21 protein-coding genes are annotated in these 18,043 nt (G+C 40.6%); all 21 read left to right on the top strand.

Going from position 1 to position 18,043, the window contains the following annotated elements; all coding sequences use genetic code 11:
- The first annotated feature begins 319 nt into the window (after window positions 1–319).
- The 21 genes from hbs to panD all read left to right on the top strand — a co-directional run bounded on the left by hbs (window position 320) and on the right by panD (window position 18,043).
- Complete coding sequence (gene hbs, locus BM390_RS08300; RefSeq protein WP_062319305.1) at window positions 320–592, top strand: non-specific DNA-binding protein Hbs; 273 nt, start codon at window positions 320–322, stop codon at window positions 590–592.
- Window positions 593–666: 74 nt separating this feature from the next.
- Window positions 667–891: a trp RNA-binding attenuation protein MtrB gene (gene mtrB, locus BM390_RS08305; RefSeq protein WP_062319307.1), complete on the top strand. Its 225-nt coding sequence runs from the start codon at window positions 667–669 to the stop codon at window positions 889–891.
- Entirely contained in the window at window positions 869–2,158 is a 1,290-nt protein-coding gene (locus BM390_RS08310; protein ID WP_062319309.1) for a polyprenyl synthetase family protein, read from the top strand. The genes mtrB and BM390_RS08310 overlap by 23 nt, the downstream gene beginning before the upstream one ends.
- A 21-nt stretch (window positions 2,159–2,179) precedes the next feature.
- Window positions 2,180–2,965, top strand: coding sequence for a CheR family methyltransferase (locus BM390_RS08315; protein WP_089854279.1), 786 nt, complete (start codon window positions 2,180–2,182; stop codon window positions 2,963–2,965).
- A 141-nt stretch (window positions 2,966–3,106) separates the two neighbouring features.
- The gene (aroC, locus tag BM390_RS08320) at window positions 3,107–4,273 is read left to right on the top strand and encodes a chorismate synthase (RefSeq protein ID WP_062319311.1); all 1,167 of its coding nucleotides are present in this window, start codon (window positions 3,107–3,109) and stop codon (window positions 4,271–4,273) included.
- The gene (gene aroB, locus BM390_RS08325) at window positions 4,273–5,352 is read left to right on the top strand and encodes a 3-dehydroquinate synthase (RefSeq protein WP_062319313.1); all 1,080 of its coding nucleotides are present in this window, start codon (window positions 4,273–4,275) and stop codon (window positions 5,350–5,352) included. Before aroC ends, aroB begins: the two co-directional genes overlap by 1 nt.
- Window positions 5,349–5,726, top strand: coding sequence for a chorismate mutase (gene aroH / locus BM390_RS08330; RefSeq protein WP_089854283.1), 378 nt, complete (start codon window positions 5,349–5,351; stop codon window positions 5,724–5,726). Before aroB ends, aroH begins: the two co-directional genes overlap by 4 nt.
- Window positions 5,726–6,829, top strand: a complete 1,104-nt coding sequence (gene hisC, locus BM390_RS08335; protein ID WP_062319315.1) for a histidinol-phosphate transaminase — start codon at window positions 5,726–5,728, stop codon at window positions 6,827–6,829. Before aroH ends, hisC begins: the two co-directional genes overlap by 1 nt.
- Window positions 6,829–7,926, top strand: a complete 1,098-nt coding sequence (locus BM390_RS08340; RefSeq protein ID WP_089854286.1) for a prephenate dehydrogenase — start codon at window positions 6,829–6,831, stop codon at window positions 7,924–7,926. Before hisC ends, BM390_RS08340 begins: the two co-directional genes overlap by 1 nt.
- A 13-nt stretch (window positions 7,927–7,939) precedes the next feature.
- Entirely contained in the window at window positions 7,940–9,235 is a 1,296-nt protein-coding gene (gene aroA / locus BM390_RS08345; RefSeq protein ID WP_062319316.1) for a 3-phosphoshikimate 1-carboxyvinyltransferase, read from the top strand.
- 132 nt (window positions 9,236–9,367) lie between these two features.
- On the top strand, window positions 9,368–10,627 hold the full coding sequence (locus tag BM390_RS08350) for a tetratricopeptide repeat protein (protein WP_062319318.1): 1,260 nt from the start codon (window positions 9,368–9,370) through the stop codon (window positions 10,625–10,627).
- Window positions 10,628–10,665: 38 nt separating this feature from the next.
- Window positions 10,666–11,247, top strand: a complete 582-nt coding sequence (locus BM390_RS08355) for a ReoY family proteolytic degradation factor (RefSeq protein ID WP_062319320.1) — start codon at window positions 10,666–10,668, stop codon at window positions 11,245–11,247.
- A gap of 10 nt (window positions 11,248–11,257) precedes the next feature.
- Entirely contained in the window at window positions 11,258–11,863 is a 606-nt protein-coding gene (lhaT, locus tag BM390_RS08360; protein WP_062319322.1) for a lipoprotein heptaprenylglyceryl N-acetyltransferase LhaT, read from the top strand.
- Between the two features lie 120 nt (window positions 11,864–11,983).
- Window positions 11,984–12,331, top strand: coding sequence for a nucleotide pyrophosphohydrolase (locus tag BM390_RS08365; RefSeq protein ID WP_062319326.1), 348 nt, complete (start codon window positions 11,984–11,986; stop codon window positions 12,329–12,331).
- 5 nt (window positions 12,332–12,336) lie between these two features.
- Window positions 12,337–13,140 carry a 4-hydroxy-tetrahydrodipicolinate reductase gene (gene dapB, locus BM390_RS08370; protein ID WP_062319328.1) on the top strand — a complete coding sequence of 268 codons (804 nt, stop codon included), beginning with the start codon at window positions 12,337–12,339 and terminating at the stop codon, window positions 13,138–13,140.
- A 19-nt stretch (window positions 13,141–13,159) separates the two neighbouring features.
- Entirely contained in the window at window positions 13,160–13,558 is a 399-nt protein-coding gene (gene mgsA / locus BM390_RS08375; protein WP_062319330.1) for a methylglyoxal synthase, read from the top strand.
- 171 nt (window positions 13,559–13,729) lie between these two features.
- Complete coding sequence (locus BM390_RS08380; protein ID WP_062319332.1) at window positions 13,730–14,938, top strand: CCA tRNA nucleotidyltransferase; 1,209 nt, start codon at window positions 13,730–13,732, stop codon at window positions 14,936–14,938.
- Window positions 14,899–15,891 carry a biotin--[acetyl-CoA-carboxylase] ligase gene (locus BM390_RS08385; RefSeq protein WP_089854289.1) on the top strand — a complete coding sequence of 331 codons (993 nt, stop codon included), beginning with the start codon at window positions 14,899–14,901 and terminating at the stop codon, window positions 15,889–15,891. Before BM390_RS08380 ends, BM390_RS08385 begins: the two co-directional genes overlap by 40 nt.
- Window positions 15,888–16,715: a 3-methyl-2-oxobutanoate hydroxymethyltransferase gene (panB, locus tag BM390_RS08390; RefSeq protein WP_062319339.1), complete on the top strand. Its 828-nt coding sequence runs from the start codon at window positions 15,888–15,890 to the stop codon at window positions 16,713–16,715. The genes BM390_RS08385 and panB overlap by 4 nt, the downstream gene beginning before the upstream one ends.
- Before the next feature lie 5 nt (window positions 16,716–16,720).
- Complete coding sequence (gene panC / locus BM390_RS08395) at window positions 16,721–17,578, top strand: pantoate--beta-alanine ligase (protein ID WP_089854292.1); 858 nt, start codon at window positions 16,721–16,723, stop codon at window positions 17,576–17,578.
- 78 nt (window positions 17,579–17,656) lie between these two features.
- Entirely contained in the window at window positions 17,657–18,043 is a 387-nt protein-coding gene (panD, locus tag BM390_RS08400; protein WP_062319341.1) for an aspartate 1-decarboxylase, read from the top strand.

Genomic DNA, 18,043 nt, shown 5'->3' on the forward strand with positions numbered 1-18,043 from the left:
ATGTTTAAAACGAAAACAGTAGGGAAAACTGAGGATGAGCTTCTGTCATTGAGTCGTAACAAGTGCCATTATTGCTAGTAAAAAGGCTGAAATTAAGTGTTTTAAGGTAAAAAATGGGTGATAATTAACGAGAATGGGTTATTTTTCATTCTTTCTTTCGATTTTTGTTGAATTTATGGTAAAAGTCGTATATTATAAGGCTTGTCACCGATTTATTTGTGACAGAAGTATAGAATTGCAGAAACTTGTGAACGAATGGATTAAACACCATTTAAATTCTCATGCTTCATGAATTTAAATGCGGGAGGAGGTGAATATCATGAACAAGACAGATCTAATTAATGCTGTAGCTGAAAAAAGCGAACTTTCTAAAAAAGACGCAACTAAAGCTGTTGATGCAGTTTTTGAATCAATCATGGATTCACTTAAAGATGGTGAAAAAGTACAATTAATTGGTTTTGGTAACTTTGAAGTGCGTGATCGTGCAGCTCGTAAAGGCCGCAACCCACAAACTGGTGCTGAGATTGAAATCCCAGCAAGCAAAGTACCTGCTTTTAAACCAGGTAAAGCCCTTAAAGATATCGTAAAATAATGTTACATAGGGCTACTTAGAGGATGCAGCTTTCTGCATCCTCTTTTTACATCTAAAATGAAAGGGTGACCAACATGCAACCAGATTACATGATCATTAAAGCATTAGAAAATGGTGTTCAAGTCATCGGTTTGACCCGAGGGCAATCAACGAAATTTCATCACTCAGAGAAGTTAGATGAAGGAGAAGTACTTGTTGTACAATTTACCGAACATACATCAGCAATTAAGGTCAAAGGACATGCCGAAATTAAGTCGGGTTATGGAGATATTACAAGTGGACGAACAGTTCAAACGTGATCTCCATCGATTAGTGGCACATAAAATGAATGGGATGTTGTCGACAGATGAAACAGGTCTGATTGATACGTGTCTTTTGTCTATAGAAGGAGCGACCGTAGACCAAGAAGTTGTGATACATTGCCTGATACCAACACTCTATCTCATGCGTAGTCTTACCTGTCATCAGGTAACAGATGGCGTGTTAAGGGAAAATGTCCTTCAAGGAGATTATTATAGTAGTCTCTTTTACCGCTATATGGTTCAGCACCATTCACTCAGGACGTTAAAACGGGTATTAAAGGTGCTTCAATCGACTTACCTAGCCAATGTGTCTAATCAACAGAATAGACCGGCACCGCTTCAATATTTTCACTTATTATGGCAAGGTGATGACACACCAGAAGGACACCGATCACATCATCCAGTTTCGTTGTCAGACGTTAAAACGCTCGATACATATAAGCAGCAAGTCAAAATAGAAATGGTGTCTCTTTTTACAATGTTTGATTCCACACACAATGATGCGCTCAGTGCTTTAATGACTTCAGGTGGGAAACAAACCCGTCTTACCTTGTTTTATCACGCTTTAACTAAAGATTCGTCACGACAGCGGGATTTATTATCTATCGGGATCGCGATTGAAGGCATACATCTGGCCAGTTTAATTCATGATGACATTATTGACCAAGCAGATATGAGACGTCATCAACAAACGTTACATGAAAAGTTCACTCCTTATACGGCTTTACATATGGGAAATGCCATTTTCACTCAAAGTTTGCTTGCACTTGCCGATATAGAGGATAGAGAAGTTCACCGCGTGTTTAGTCGACTGTTTTATCAAATGGTCCACGGAGAAATACAACAACAATCTAACCGCTACAACTGCCACGTATCAACGTATCGCTACTTGAAAGTCATCCGAGATAAAACCGCGCTCTTTGTTGAAAGCATTTTGTACTTGGCAGGTTATTTATCAGGCTATACAAATGACACATTAAGGCATTTTCGTCGAAGTGGTTATTATATCGGAATGGCTTATCAACTAAAAGATGATATATTCGACTATACATCAACAGCAGCCACACTTGGTAAACCAGTCGCGAGTGATCAGAAAAATGGTTATTATACATTGGCTAGTGCTGTAAATGGGCCAAGACAAACAACACAGTTGGCCCACCGGTTTATTGAACGCGCACTGATTGAACTGCGGCAGTTACCGACCGACATAGATCAACGTGAACTGATCTATTATACAACCATCCTTTATAAACGCACGCGGTAATGAGAGAAAAGAGGAAGAGATATGTCAGACTATAAAGCATTTGTTGAAGCAATTTATAAACAGACAGGGATCGATTTAAAGCTTTATAAAGAAGTACAAATGAAACGACGGTTAACGTCTTTACGAGACAAAAGAGGTTTTACAACGTTTATGGACTATCATGCGGTATTAAAGAAAGATGACGCTCTGTTGCATGAATTTCTCGATAAAATGACGATCAATGTATCGGAATTTTTCCGTAATAAAGCACGGTGGGATGTGTTAGATAAAAAAATATTACCCACCCTGATAAAACCGAATCACACACTTAAAATCTGGAGTGCGGCTTGTTCATCGGGAGATGAACCGTATACGCTGGCGATGTTGCTTAGCCAACACATGGATTTAAAACATGTTGACATTCTTGCGACGGATTTAGATGAAAAAATTTTAGCGCGGGCAAGAGAAGGTATTTATACCGAACGCGCCCTAAAAGAAGTGCCAGAATCGTTAAAAAAACGTTATTTTAGCTTTGATCAAAATGTTTACCGGATTGATCCTGCACTGAAAAAGGCGATCACGTTCAAAAAACATAACTTACTAGAAGACCCGTATCCGAAAAATTATGATTTAATCGTCTGTCGCAATGTGATGATTTATTTCACCGAAGAAGCGAAACATGCCATCTATCATAAATTCTCTGATGCATTAAAAGATCAAGGTGTTTTCTTTGTCGGTAGTACGGAACAGATTTTTAGTCCAGAACGCTATCAATTCAAAGTGATTGATACTTTTTTCTATCAAAAAGTCAATAGTATGCCGAAGTAATCGATGGAGTAGTGTGCTACTCCATTTTTGTTACATCTGTTTAAAAGTGCGAAAAAAAAGAATAATCTATCAATTTATCACACACAACAGTCTAAAGGTATGTTATATTAATTTAAAAATAACTTTTGGGGGAGACGGATTATGAGATACTTAACTGCAGGAGAATCCCACGGTAAACAATTGACGACGATTGTAGAAGGTTTACCAGCTGGGATGCCACTCACAACAGAAAATATAAATGAATCACTACTAAGACGACAAAAAGGCTATGGCCGTGGTAAACGGATGCAAATAGAAAAAGATCTTGTTGATATTTGTGGTGGGGTACGCCACGGTTATACACTTGGTTCACCGATTGCGATGGTCGTAAAAAATGACGACTTTAAACATTGGGAAGATATTATGGGGGAAGATCCGATAGATCTTGATCAAGCGATTAGACGTACCGTGACACGTCCGCGTCCAGGTCATGCCGATTTAAATGGGGCAATTAAATACGGTCACCGTGATATGCGTAATATACTAGAACGCTCATCTGCTCGTGAAACAGGCGCCCGCGTTGCGGCAGGAGCGGTCGCTAAAACCTTGCTGAATCATCTCGGAGTGAAAATTGTCGGTTATGTGCATGAAATTGCCGGTATTACAGCGAAAGATCAACCGAGCTTAACAATCGATGAAAAAATCGAAAAATCAGAAGCATCCGATGTCCGTGTATTAGACCGTGATGTCGAACAACCAATACGTGATGCGATTGACCAGGCGAAAAAAGATGGCGATTCCATTGGGGGTATTTGTGAAGTTATCGTTGAAGGATTACCAGCCGGTATTGGTTCTTATGTACATTACGACCGTAAGCTGGATGCTCGGTTAGCTTTTGCGGTACAATCGATTAATGCCTTTAAAGGTGTGGAATTCGGTATTGGCTTTGAAGCGAGTCGTCGACCTGGCTCAAAGGTGCACGATGAAATCATTTGGTCAGAAGCGACTGGATTTAGTCGACGGACGAATAATTTAGGTGGTTTTGAAGGCGGTATGACCTCAGGAATGCCAATTGTTGTCCGCGGTGTCATGAAACCTATTCCAACGTTATATAAACCACTCCAATCGGTTGATATCGAATCAAAAGAAGTTTTCAACGCCAGTATCGAACGGTCAGATTCTTGTGCGGTTCCAGCGGCAGCTGTTGTGATGGAGCATGTCGTTGCTTTTGAGATCGCTAAAGCTATTTTGGAACAGTTCCCACATGATCAATTCAAGAAATTAAAAACAGCTTTTGATGACTACCGCGAAGAAGTGCGGTGTTTCTAATGGAACAATTATCGATTAAAACGAGTACACACGATTACCCTGTCGTGATTGATCAAGGACTTCGGTTTAAACTGAAGTCCTTCATCAATAAAGACTATCCATCCGTTTATATTATGACCGATTCTAATGTTGCACCGCTTTATTTAGATGACGTATACAATACACTTAAAGATCAATTCCATGTAACCTATTCCATTATCCCGGCCGGAGAAGAATCAAAAAGCAGTCGGGTTTATTTCGATTTAATGACACAGTTGATTGAAGCAGGGGTCGATCGTGATGGTCTCATCATTGCTTTAGGTGGTGGGATGATTGGCGATTTGGCTGGATTTGTGGCCGCGACCTATTTGCGAGGCGTTGATTTCATTCAAATGCCAACGACCATCCTAGCTCATGACTCAAGTGTCGGCGGCAAAGTAGCGATTAATCATCCACTTGGTAAAAATCTCATCGGCGCTTTTTACCCGCCTGTGGCGGTTATTTATGATGTCGAAACACTGCAAACAATTCCGTTTCGAGAAATTCGCTCAGGGTATGCGGAGATCGCTAAACATAGTATGATTCACACCCCACCATTTTGGGATCAAATTAAATCAGTGACATTAGATGAATCTTTATCTGAGACGACACTTATTCGTGATTTAATCCACGGGATTAATGTGAAAGCGAACATTGTTGAAATGGATGAACGTGAGGCGAATATTCGTCAGTTTCTTAACTTTGGTCATACGCTTGGTCATGCGATTGAATCAGAACTTGGTTATGGTAAGATGACCCACGGAGAAGCTGTGGCGATCGGTATGTTATTTGCGATGGAACTGAGTGAACAACATTTTTCTGTGTCGCTACCTGTTGATGCCTTTTATGACTGGATGAAGCGTAATAATTATCCGTTGAATTTACCACGTCTTAGTGTGAATCGATTGATGGAACGAATGAAACGTGATAAAAAAACGAAGAATGCGACGATTAAAATGGTGTTATTAAAAGCGTTAGGTGAACCTATACTCGTTGATATGGAAGACGTTTCCCTACGTCAACAGTTAGAATCCTTTTTAGAGAAGATGGTGATAAGATGATGAGAGGCATTCGCGGAGCAACGACAGTGAGTCAAAATAATTCGACCGAAATTTATGAAAAAACATCGGCTTTACTTGAAGCTTTAATTGAAAAAAATGCTATTGACCCGGAAGATGTGGCCCATGTGTTCGTCTCTGTAACAGATGATATTGATCAAGCTTTCCCGGCACGTCCCATTAGAGAAAAAGAAGGTTGGATGTTTGTGCCGGTGATGTGTATGAAAGAAATCAATGTGCCTAACGGCCTGCCACTTTGTATCAGGTTGATGTTATCAGTCAACACGGAGCAACCACAACAAGAAATCATCCATGTCTATCAAGAACAAGCTGTGACATTAAGACCGGACTTAGTAGAAAATGCGGAGGGGAAATAATGAAACATAAACAAATCTTTAATCACATGTCACCCTATAAACCAGGGAAACAAATAGAAGAAGTCAAAAAAGAATTAGGTTTAGATCGGATCGTTAAATTAGCATCCAATGAAAATCCATTCGGTTACTCAAAAAAAGTTGATCAAGTTGTGAAAGACTCAGCGAATCACTTTGAGATTTATCCGGATGGTTATGCGACAGTGTTGCGTGAGGTCATCAGTTCAGATTTACAAGTTGATTTAGACCAACTCGTGTTTGGTTGTGGTTCTGATGAAGTGATTGATATTATTTGTCGTGTTTATTTAGAAAAAGGCACCAATACGATTATGGCAACACCAACGTTCCCACAATATAAGCATAATGCTCTGATTCAAGGAGCTGACATAAAAGAAATCCCACTATTAAACGGTTACCACGATTTACAAGGGATGTTAGATGCGATAGATACCGATACACGCATCATCTGGCTCTGTTCGCCCAACAACCCGACGGGTTGTATCATTAATCAACCATCGCTCGAACGCTTTTTAGAAGCTGTACCAGAAGATGTGCTTGTCGTGATGGATGAAGCGTACTATGAATACATTGACCGCGATGATGCGCCTGATAGTTTAAGCTACTTAAATCAGTACCCTAACTTTATTGTGCTTCGTACGTTTTCTAAAGCCTATGGTCTAGCAGGTTTGCGGGTAGGTTTTGGTGTGTGTGACTTAAGTGTCGCCAACGTTTTAAACATTGCTCGTGGACCATTTAATACGACCAAGCTAGCACAATTTGCGGCAACGGAAGCTTATCGAGATCAAGACTTTATTCAGCATACTGTCGGTGAAACGAATAAAAACAAGCAGACGTTTATAGCCTTTTTAGATGAGATGGAGCTGGATTACTTTGATAGTGAAACGAATTTTGTCTTAGTGAAGTTACCTGTCTCAGGTGATGCGCTCTTTGATTACTTACTCAGTAAAGGGTTCATTATTCGGTCCGGTGAAGCGTTAGGTATGCCAAATAGTGTGCGAATTACGATAGGAGAAAAAGCGGATATGGATACTATGCAAGCACATATTCGTACTTTCTTAGCTGAACATGAAAAGGAAGATATGTAATGGCGCGGGTATTAGTAGCGGGTCTTGGTTTAATTGGTGGGTCGTTGGCGCTAAATTTAACGTCACATACCAATCATACGTTATTAGGTTATGACCATGATCAGAAAACCTTGCAGTATGCGAAAGAAAAGGGTCTCGTGCACGAAACCTACACCCTGTTTAAAGAGGCCGTTCAAGCGGCCGATGTGGTCATTTTATCGTGTCCTGTATCCGTCACGTGTCAATTAATTGATGACTTAAATCAGATTCCTTTAACAAAGCCTGTACTAGTGACAGATGTTAGTTCAGTTAAACAGTCCGTGTTAAAACAAGCGGAACAATTAACGAACCCACAGATTCATTTCGTTGGCGGACACCCGATGGCCGGCTCGCATAAACGGGGGGTCGAGGCAGCGAAGGAACATTTATTTGAAAATGCGATTTACGTGCTAACAAAAACAACGAGTGCAACAGCTGACGATATAACGTATCTTGAAGAGCTACTCAGCTCAACAAAAGCAAAGTTTATCGAATTAGACGGGGAAGAACACGATGAAATGACATCGGTTATTTCTCACTTCCCGCATTTGATTGCTTCAAGTTTGGTTCACCAAGCGGAGAAGTGGCAAGAGAAGCATCCGAGTATTCCGACACTCGCAGCAGGCGGGTTTCGAGATATTACCCGTATTGCTTCAAGTAATCCGAAAATGTGGCAAGATATTTTGTTTCAAAATAAAAACGTCATGAAACGGTTATTAAAAGATTGGATTGAAGAAATGAAACAGCTGCATCGCATGTTAGCATCAGATGAATCAGAAGCGATGTATCATTACCTTGATCAAGCTAAAAGATACCGCGATGGACTTGATCGTAAAGGACGCGGAGCTTTAATGTCTTTCTACGATGTCTATGTCGATATTTTTGACCAGCCAGGTGCGTTAAAGACCGTGGTTACTTTATTAGCTGAAGCTGATATCAGTATTAAAAATATTGAAATCCTAGAAGTAAGAGAAGGCATCACCGGTGTCCTAAGGTTAAGTTTTGTTTCAAAAGAGGATCAGTTAACGAGTCATCGCCTACTCATTAAGCATGGCTATGAAACGATGTTAGAAGACTAAAGGAGGGGTAATTTTGAGTGAGATCACATTACAACCAACGACAACACCACTGAAGGGTAAATGTTTTGTGCCTGGAGATAAATCGATTTCCCACCGCGCCGTTTTTTTCGGGGCACTTGCACAAGGTAAGACGGAGATTACGAATTTTTTAACGGGTGATGATTGTTTAACGACGATTAAAGCTTTTGAATCGATGGGTGTACAGATTACCCAACATGATGAGCATGTAGAAATTGATAGTGAAGGTTACAAACACTTTAAGGAACCAACGCAGCCAATTGATTTAGGTAATTCCGGTACAACCGCTCGGTTGTTGTTAGGGGTTTTAAGTGGGTTACCTTTTCATACAACCTTATTTGGTGATCAATCGTTAACGAAGCGACCGATGGACCGAGTGACGATTCCATTGCGTGAAATGGGCGCAAACATTGATGGCCGGGAAGAAGGTAAGTATTTACCACTTGCGGTGCGTGGACAGGCGTTATCGGCGATTACTTTTAAGCCTGAAGTAAAAAGTGCTCAAGTCAAGTCGGGTGTCCTTCTTGCGGGACTGTTAGCAAATGGGACAACGACGGTCGTTGAGTCAACAAAAACGCGCGATCATACAGAGAATATGTTACAAGCATTTGGGGCCGAGGTGACAGTGGATGGCTTAGCTATTCATATTGAAGGTAAACAAACGCTAAAAGGGACAACGATTCAAGTGCCACGCGACATTTCTTCCGCGGCCTTTTTTATTGTGGCTGCTTTAATTGTCAAAGGGAGCAAAATTACAGTAAAAGATGTTGGATTAAATCCGACACGGACAGGCATTCTTGATGCAATTAAGTTAATGGGGGCCACGCTTGATATTAAAGAAACGACAAACATCGGCGGTGAGATTATTGGAGATGTGACGGTGTCCTACCAGACGCCTAAGGGAGCGGTTATCGAAGGGGATATTATCCCGCGAATGATTGATGAAATTCCTATTCTCGCTCTCTTAGCCTCACAGGCCGAAGGTCAAACGGTGATCAAAGATGCAGAAGAACTTCGGTTTAAAGAAACAGACCGGATTGATAGTGTCGTCCATACGTTGCGTCTATTTGGCTGTCACGTTCAGCCGACACCAGACGGCATGATCATTGAAGGTAGCCAAACACTGACGGGTGCGACGGCTGATTCTCATGGTGACCACCGGATTGGCATGATGATTGCGATTGCTTCACTTATTGCGACTGGTGAGACAACTCTGACAGATAAGGAAGCCATTAACGTGTCTTATCCTTCTTTCTTTGACCATTTAACTGCGCTAACAAACGACAAGTAAAATAGAGTCACGCCAAGCTAGTCATCTAACTAGCTTGGCGTTTTTATTGAACTTCGCTCCGATTTTTTGTATGATAGTACTATTCGATTTTTTATCCTATTTAAACAGGAGAAAATAAAGGGGCGTTGACAAGTGGAAGAGATCTATCAAGCGATTCAACTTATTGAACAAAATCAAAACGAAGAAGCCTTACACATTCTTTCAGATTTTTTACCGGAAGCAAATGACGATGAGCAATTCGTCATTAGTGATTTATATATTCAACTCGGATTATTACCAGAAGCGAAGGATATTTTAGAGCGACTTTACACAAAATATCCAGAAGAGACGGAAATTAAACTGGTCTTGAGTGAAATTTATATTGATTTAGAAGATGATGAAGCAGCGTTAACATTGCTTAATCAAATTGATGCGAACGATCCGCATTACTTAGAGAGTTTACTCACACAAGCAGATCTCTATCAAACACAAGGGTTATTTGAAGTGGCTGAACATAAACTCTTAACGGCCAAACAATTGGCACCCAATGAAATTTTGATTGATTTTGCTCGGGCAGAGCTTGCCTTTTCTAATGGGGAGTATCAAAAAGCCATTCCGCCTTATCAAAAAGTTAAACAAGAGAAAGACACAATCGCAGAAGTCGCGATCGATAGCCGATTAGCTGAGTGTTATGCGCAAGTTGGAGAGTTCGAATCAGCTTTAGAACATTATAACCAATTCGATCATGAAGATGAGGAAACGTTATTCAGATACGGTTTTGTCGCTAGTCAAGCGCATCGAAATGATATTGCAATCAAAGCCTGGGAAACGTTGATAGATTTAGAACCAGAATATCCATCGGTCTATCCACAATTAGCTGACATTTATGAAGAAGAAGGATTGATAAAAGAAGCGTATGCCATTGCTAAGCGTGGTCTGGACTTTTTACCGCTGAATAAAGAGTTATTGCTTACAACAGCTGGGTTAGCTCGTCGAAATGGCGAAAAAGAAAACAGTTATCAATATGCTAGAGAATCGGTAGCCGTTGATGTTGGTTATAAAGAAGCGGTGTTATTTTTAATTGAAAATTACCGAGAAGATGGCGATGATGAAGCGATTATTGAACTGATCACGCATATATTAGACCAAGGTGAAGAAGATGGTTATTATCTTTGGGAGCTTGCGAAAGCATATGAAGAAACAGAAAACTTTGACCATGCGCTTGAAGCGTATCAAAAAGCCTATCCGGATTTCAAAGATGATCTTGATTTCTTAAAAGCGTACGGGTTCTTCCTCGTTGAGGAAGGCAAACATGCTGAGGCAAAAATCCTATTTGAACGATATTTATCATTTGATGTGACAGATTATGAAATTGAAAATTATTTGGAACGACTAAGTGATTCATCGTTGTAAGACGATGGAAAAAAACCTTTAATAAAGAAGGTGATAAAGTGACTGTTTCAATGCAGGAGAAAAAAGCGTGTCTTCACTGGTTTTTAAATAGACATCAAGTGAAACAACGCGATTGTATTTATTTGTTGCATTATTTAATGCGTGAAGAACATCTGTTAAACCACGTGCATTTTGTTTATGATGTCCAGTATGCACCGCGTGGTATATTAATATCAGCCGAAGGGGCAAAAAAACCGGCGTTTAAATTTTATAAAAATCATCTTGTCACAACCGAGGTCGATAAAGCGTTTCATGATATGCGGTTAAATAAGGATGAACCACTCTACATTGAACTAAGCTTTCTTGGCGTGAAAAGAAGTTTGGATTATCACCGAGTGTTGGAAGAAAATCCGTATATACCGGATGACTATTATTTGAATGAATCAGATAAACAAACCATCGATGCATTACTTAATCAGACGTTATCTGTCGGTTATGAAGTATGGCTAAGAAAAGAAATTGATCGCTGCTTGGATGAAGGAGATTTGGAACAGTTTCACGTGTTGTCTGAGCAATTAACCCATTATTTAACGGAAGAACAACATACTCTAATGGATTCCCATCCGTTAAATAAAAAGTGAGGAATAAACTGTGGTAACCTATTTTTACACTTTGTTAAAGCAACGTTTGTTTTTAATTGTACTACTGATCATCAACTTTTTCGGGACGATTTATGGCTATATTTGGTACGGTCCGCAACTCGCACAAACACCGGCGCGCTTTTTATTGTTTGTGCCTGACTCCCCGACGGCAAGTTTGTTTTTTACCATTTTTCTGTGGGCGCTGCTACTAAAAAAATCATGGCCACTTGTTGAAGCATTAGCGGTTGTGACCTTGTTTAAATACGGTGTTTGGGCGGTTGTGATGAATGTATTGATGCTTTTGACAACCGGTGATTTATCACCTGCGGGCTACATGTTAATCTTTTCTCATGGTGCTATGGCCGTTCAAGGTCTCTTATACTTACCGTTTTATCAGTTTAAGACAAAACATTTAATCATCGTCTTAATTTGGACATTGCATAATGACTTTATTGATTATGTTTACGGCATGATGCCCTCTTACCGCTCGCTATCAGACTTTACGCCAGCGATTGCTTATTTTACGTTTTGGCTCAGTTTAGTGAGTGTCTTTCTCGTTTATTATTTGATGAAGCACAAAAAAATAAACCACTTGCGTCGAGTCGTTAGGCGCTAAACAAAAGACAACGGTTTTCTTCATTGAAAATGGTTGTCTTTTTTTGTACAATGATGATAGCTTTGTCATTAAATTTGCTGTTTTCTGAAAAATTAGCTAGACTAGAGAGGAGAACGAGATATGTCAGACCGTGATCAACATGTTACATACGATGTCCAAAAGATGCAGACACGAGTGGACCGTTTTATTCGACAATTTGAAGAAGGTTATTTTAGTCCAGAAGTGATGATGTTGCGCTTTACTGAAGAACTTGGCGAATTAGCGAGAGAAGTCAATCATATGTATGGACCTAAGAAGAAAAAAGCATCTGAGGCGGCCAATACAGTGGAAGATGAACTCGGTGATATCTTTTTCGTCCTGTTATCCTTTGCCAATAGTCTTGATATTGATGCAGCAAAAGCGTTTGATCAAGCCATGACTAAAATTGAAACACGCGATAAAAACCGATTTACAAAAAAGAAGGAGTGATTCATGTGGCAAAAATTAACGTTGTCGTCGCTGGAGCGAGCGGTAAAATGGGCAGTGAAGCCTTAAGAATGATAAAAAAACATCAAGATCTTTGCCTTGTTGGGTGTGTAGATTTACACCATAAAGGTATGAAAGTAAAAGAAATTGAAGGGTTACCAGACTTTGATGCGATCTTTTATGATGATATCAATCAATGTTTAGATGAAGTTGAAGCAGATGTACTGATTGATTTAACGTCGCCAAAGGTAGGGTTTAAACACGCAAAAGCTGCGCTATTACATGACGTGAGACCGGTTGTTGGTACGACAGGGTTTACAGCAGAAGAACTTGAGGAACTGACCCAACTAAGTAAAGAACGAGAAGTCGGTGCTGTCATTGCGCCTAACTTTGCGATGGGTGCGGTGTTAATGATGCAGTTTGCTAAACAAGCAGCAAAGTACTTTCCAGATGTTGAAATCATTGAAAAGCACCATGATCAAAAACTTGATGCCCCGTCTGGGACGGCCGTAAAAACAGCCGAGCTTATTCAGGATACGCGGAAACAAAAGTCACAAGGCCACCCAGATGAACATGAGACCATTGATGGTGCGCGTGGGGCGGATTTTGATGGCATGCGGATTCATAGTGTGAGACTACCAGGACTAGTCGCTCATCAAGAAGTTATTTTCGGTGGACCAGGTGAGAACTTCACGCTTAAACACGACTCATTCCACCGCGAATCATTTATGTCTGGGATTAAATTTGCGATTGATCGCGTTGTTAAGTTAGATTATTTAGTATACGGGCTTGAACATTTAATGATGGACTAATGTTAGGGGGATAAGACAGATGAAAATTGCATTGATTGCACACGATGAAAAGAAAGATGACATGATTAATTTTGCGATCTCTTATAAACATATCCTTAAGGAGCATGCTTTATTTGCGACAGGAACAACAGGACAGCGAATTGCTGAAGCTACTGGCTTAGATGTGCACCGGTTTAATTCAGGGCCACTTGGTGGTGACCAACAAATCGGAGCGAAAATTTCAGAGAATGAAATGGATTTAGTAATATTCTTTAAAGATCCATTAACGGCTCAACCACATGAGCCAGATATTAGCGCCTTAATGCGATTATGTGATGTTTATCAAATTCCTCTCGTCACTAATCTTGCGGGTGCTGAAGTGATGATTCGTGCGCTAGAAGCAGGGTTTTTTCATTGGCGCGATGTCATTGATGCGTAAGGCAGGTAACTAAAACGATCATCATGTAAGTCATTATTAATATATTTAAAACACTCATCTTAACAGATGGGTGTTTTTAATGTTAACAAGGATATTTATGCTGTTAACATTCAAAAATTCGAAAGGTTATGTTAAAATCATGGTAACGACTGAAAGAGAAGGGGTTAACAAATGGATGTTTTCAAACCAGCCGAGCCGATTTTAACACGCTTAATTGAAGCAGGTTATGAGGCTTATATCGTTGGAGGTTCTGTGCGCGATTACTTATTAGGACGACCGATTAATGATATTGATATTGCGACAAGTGCACGACCTGAAGATGTCTCAGCGCTCTTTAGTCAGGTTATACCAGTAGGTATTGAACATGGTACCGTGATCGTTCGTCATGATCACACATCATTTGAAGTCACAACGCTACGTGAAGAAACGACGTATAGTGATCGACGTCATCCTGATAAGGTTAACTTTGTCACGGATGTCACAAAAGATCTAGCTCGTCGTGACTTTACTATGAATGCGATTGCTCTTACGCAAATGGATGCGCTTATTGATCCCTTTGGTGGGCAAGTGGATATTAATCATAAACGGATTCGGGCAGTTGGTAATCCTGCTGCACGCTTTAATGAAGATCCCTTAAGAATGTTGCGAGCGATTCGCTTTAGTAGCCAACTTGGCTTTGCGATTGAACAGAAAACTAAAACAGCGCTCACAGAGTCGCTTGCCTTGATTGATCATGTCTCTATTGAACGGATTCACGTCGAATTGGATAAGTTTTTTCAAGGAGTATATTTACATGAGGCGCTGATGCTTGAGGAAACAGAACAGTTACTCTTGCGTTTACCCTTTTTCAAAGAGTTTACAACAGTGATGGATGATTTAAAGCGTGTGAAAAGAGCCTTTCACAGTCTCATAGATGCGCTGGTCTATATCGGTTTTCGTCATCAAAATACCGCGTTAAAGTCTGTTTATGAGGCTTACCGGTTATCCAATGTTCAAAAGCGGGAGGCTAACATGCTTTATACATCGCTTACGTGTTATCAAAGTCAGCAACCCTTACCGTTGATCGCCTATCATTTAACTCCTCAGCTGTATCATCGCTTTACCGATTTAGCTGATCGTCTCTTCGATGAGACGCTATCATTAGAGGACTTAACAAAAATACATCAACAGTTACCCATTCATTCAAAACAAGACATAGCCCTCTCAGGCAATGATGTGATGCAATTATTTCCTGAGCGTAAACGCGGCAGATGGATTGGTCATATACTTGACCAACTTGAAGAGAAGATTATTACCGGTGAACTACCAAATCAACGAGAACAACTAAAGGAGTGGGTCATATGGTCCTATCCAATCGAGAAAAAATCATTCAATTATTAGCACAAAATATGCATACGTATGTGTCAGGACAATGGTTATCTGACCAACTCGGTATTTCAAGGACAGCGGTCTGGAAGCAGATGAAACATTTAGAGGAAGATGGTTATCATTTTAAAGCTGTTCCAAATAAAGGCTACCGATTAATTGATATGCCGGATAAGGTAAGTGAAAACACGTTATTTTGGGGGCTAGATACCGATGTGCTCGGTCAGATGTTAGAATACCACGACCAATTAACATCGACACAAGATTTAGCGCACACCCGGGCTAGAGAAAATAAGCCGGATGGCTATCTAGTTGTCGCTGATTCACAAACGAAGGGACGAGGAAGGCTACACCGGGCGTTCAGTTCGGAAAATAAAAACGGGGCATGGTTTAGTTTTATTTTAAGGCCAGAGCTATCGCCCGTTGAAGCCCAAAAAATCACCTTACTAACAGCGGTGAGCTTGGTGCGCACGATTAAACAAAAAACAACACTTGAACCCAAAATTAAATGGCCGAATGATATCTTAATAAATGGTAAAAAACTTGCCGGTATTTTAACGGAGATGCAAGCAGAACAAGACCAAATTCATTATATGGTGATTGGTGTAGGTGTAAATATTAATCAACGGCTGGATGAGTTTCCAGAAGACCTCCGTGATACGGTGACATCACTCATGATTGAAACGGATGAACGCTTTAAGCGGCGTTATTTTATTCAAGACTTCTTAAAACATTTTGAAACCTTATACCGCACCCTATTAACGGACGGGTTTGATTCGATTAAAGATGAATGGGAACAGCACGCTTTCAGGCGAGGTGAGACATTAACTTACCGATTGGGTGACAAAGAAAAAAGTGGCGTCTTTGTTGGCATTCATGAGACCGGGGCGTTGCTTATTAAAAATGGAGATCAAACCGATCGATTGTATTCAGCAGACATTCACTGGTTTGAAGGAGGTCACACATGAAAACGATTCTTGATTTTTATCAGATGAAACAAAACCGAGAGAAGGCTGTGATGATTACCGCTTATGATTATCCGTCAGCAAAAATGGTTGAACAATCAGGCGCAGACTTAATTTTAGTGGGGGATTCATTAGGCATGGTGATGCTAGGGTATGACTCAACAACCGATGTTACGCTTAGTGATATGGTTCATCATGCGAAAGCGGTTAGACGCGGGGCAAAAGAGACCTTTATTGTCGTGGATATGCCCTTTATGAGTTACCATATTTCAGTTGAAGACGGATTAATGAATGCCAAAAAACTGTTTCAAGCATCACAAGCACAAGCGTTAAAATTAGAAGGTGCAAGTGAGATGGTGTTAACGTTAACGAAACGTTTAACTGAAGCAGGGATTCCGGTCGTGAGTCATCTCGGACTGACCCCGCAATCAGTCCATGTGATGGGCGGCTTTAAAGTTCAAGGAAAAGACAAGCAATCAGCCGAAAAGTTGATAGAAGACGCAAAAAAGGTCGAACAACACGGCGCTGTCATGTGTGTATTAGAAGGTATTCCAGCCCCGCTAGCTGATAAAATTACGTCAGCGTTAACAATTCCGACGATCGGTATTGGCGCAAGTTTAAGCTGTGATGGTCAAGTTCTTGTTTATCATGACTTGTTGCAGTATGGGACGAGTCGCTTAGCGAGATTTGTGAAACCTTACGCAGATTTAAATCTGACCATTAATCAAGCGCTTAGTACCTTTGTGAGAGAGGTTAAACAGACACAGTTTCCTGAGGAAAAACATACCTATCAGTTAAATGAAGGTGTGTCGTTAGAGGAGGAATGAGTCCGATGGAAATGATCTACACGATTGATGACTTGAAGCGCTATGTGAAAGGAAAACAAGACGCTAATCAGACGATTGGCTTTGTGCCAACGATGGGGTATTTACATGAGGGGCATACGACATTAATTGACTATGCGAGAGAAGAAAATGACGTGGTTGTGGTTAGCGTGTTTGTTAATCCCCTCCAGTTTAATGACCCACATGATTTAGAGGCGTACCCTCGGAGTGAGGCCCATGACACAAACATCTGCGCCGCACAGGATGTCGATGTTTTATTTATGCCACATGCACGTGAGATGTACCCATTGGAAATAGGGGTGACGATGACTTTAACGAAACGCATGGGGGTCCTCTGTGACCGCACGAGACCCGGACACTTCGGTGGTGTACTGACGGTGTTAACTAAATTATTTCATCTCGTTGAGCCAACCCGTGTCTATTTCGGTTTAAAAGATGCCCAACAAGTGGCTGTCGTTGATTTATTAATTCAAGACTTTAATTTTAATATCATCTTACGACAGATCCCAACCGTCAGGGAACCTGATGGATTAGCGAAAAGTAGCCGTAATGTTCATCTCAGTGCTGACGAACGTCTTGAAGCCCCGCTGATTTATCAAGCGCTTAGTGAGGCAAGGACAATGATCACTAACGGTGAACGGAATCAACAGATCATTCTGTCACATGTTCAGGCTGTTATCAATCAAAGTCGTCACGCTGAGATTGATTATATTGAACTGTTGAGTTATCCTCAATTAGAAGCCTTAACATCATTAAAAGGACAGGTGATTCTCGCCTGTGCGGTTAAGTTTGAAAAAGCGAGATTAATTGATAACGTCATTATTGACATGAAGCTTGATGCTTAAAAACAATCAAGCTAACAATCAATGAATGCATGACACAAAAAAAACATGACATCCACATCAAAGAAGGGATCGATCATTATGTTTCGTACGCTAATGAAAGGTAAGTTACACCGCGCCCGTGTCACGGAAGCTAACTTAAATTATGTGGGTAGCATCACGATTGATCAAGCGCTTATGGAAGCGATTGATTTGCTACCCCATGAGAAAGTCCAAATAGTCAACAATAATAATGGTGCACGCCTTGAAACGTATGTCATTCCTGGTAAGAGACACAGTGGTGTCATTTGTTTAAACGGGGCTGCAAGTCGATTGGTTCAACCAGGGGATATTGTGATTATCGTTAGTTATGCGCTCGTATCAGAAGAAGACTTAACGACATTTACACCTAAAGTTGCCATTTTAAATGAAGACAATACGATTAAAGAGATGATTGACCAAGAAGCCCCACGCACCATTATTGAGTAA

The sequence above is a fragment of the Halolactibacillus miurensis genome, from assembly GCF_900116255.1.
Taxonomy (GTDB): domain Bacteria; phylum Bacillota; class Bacilli; order Bacillales; family Amphibacillaceae; genus Halolactibacillus; species Halolactibacillus miurensis.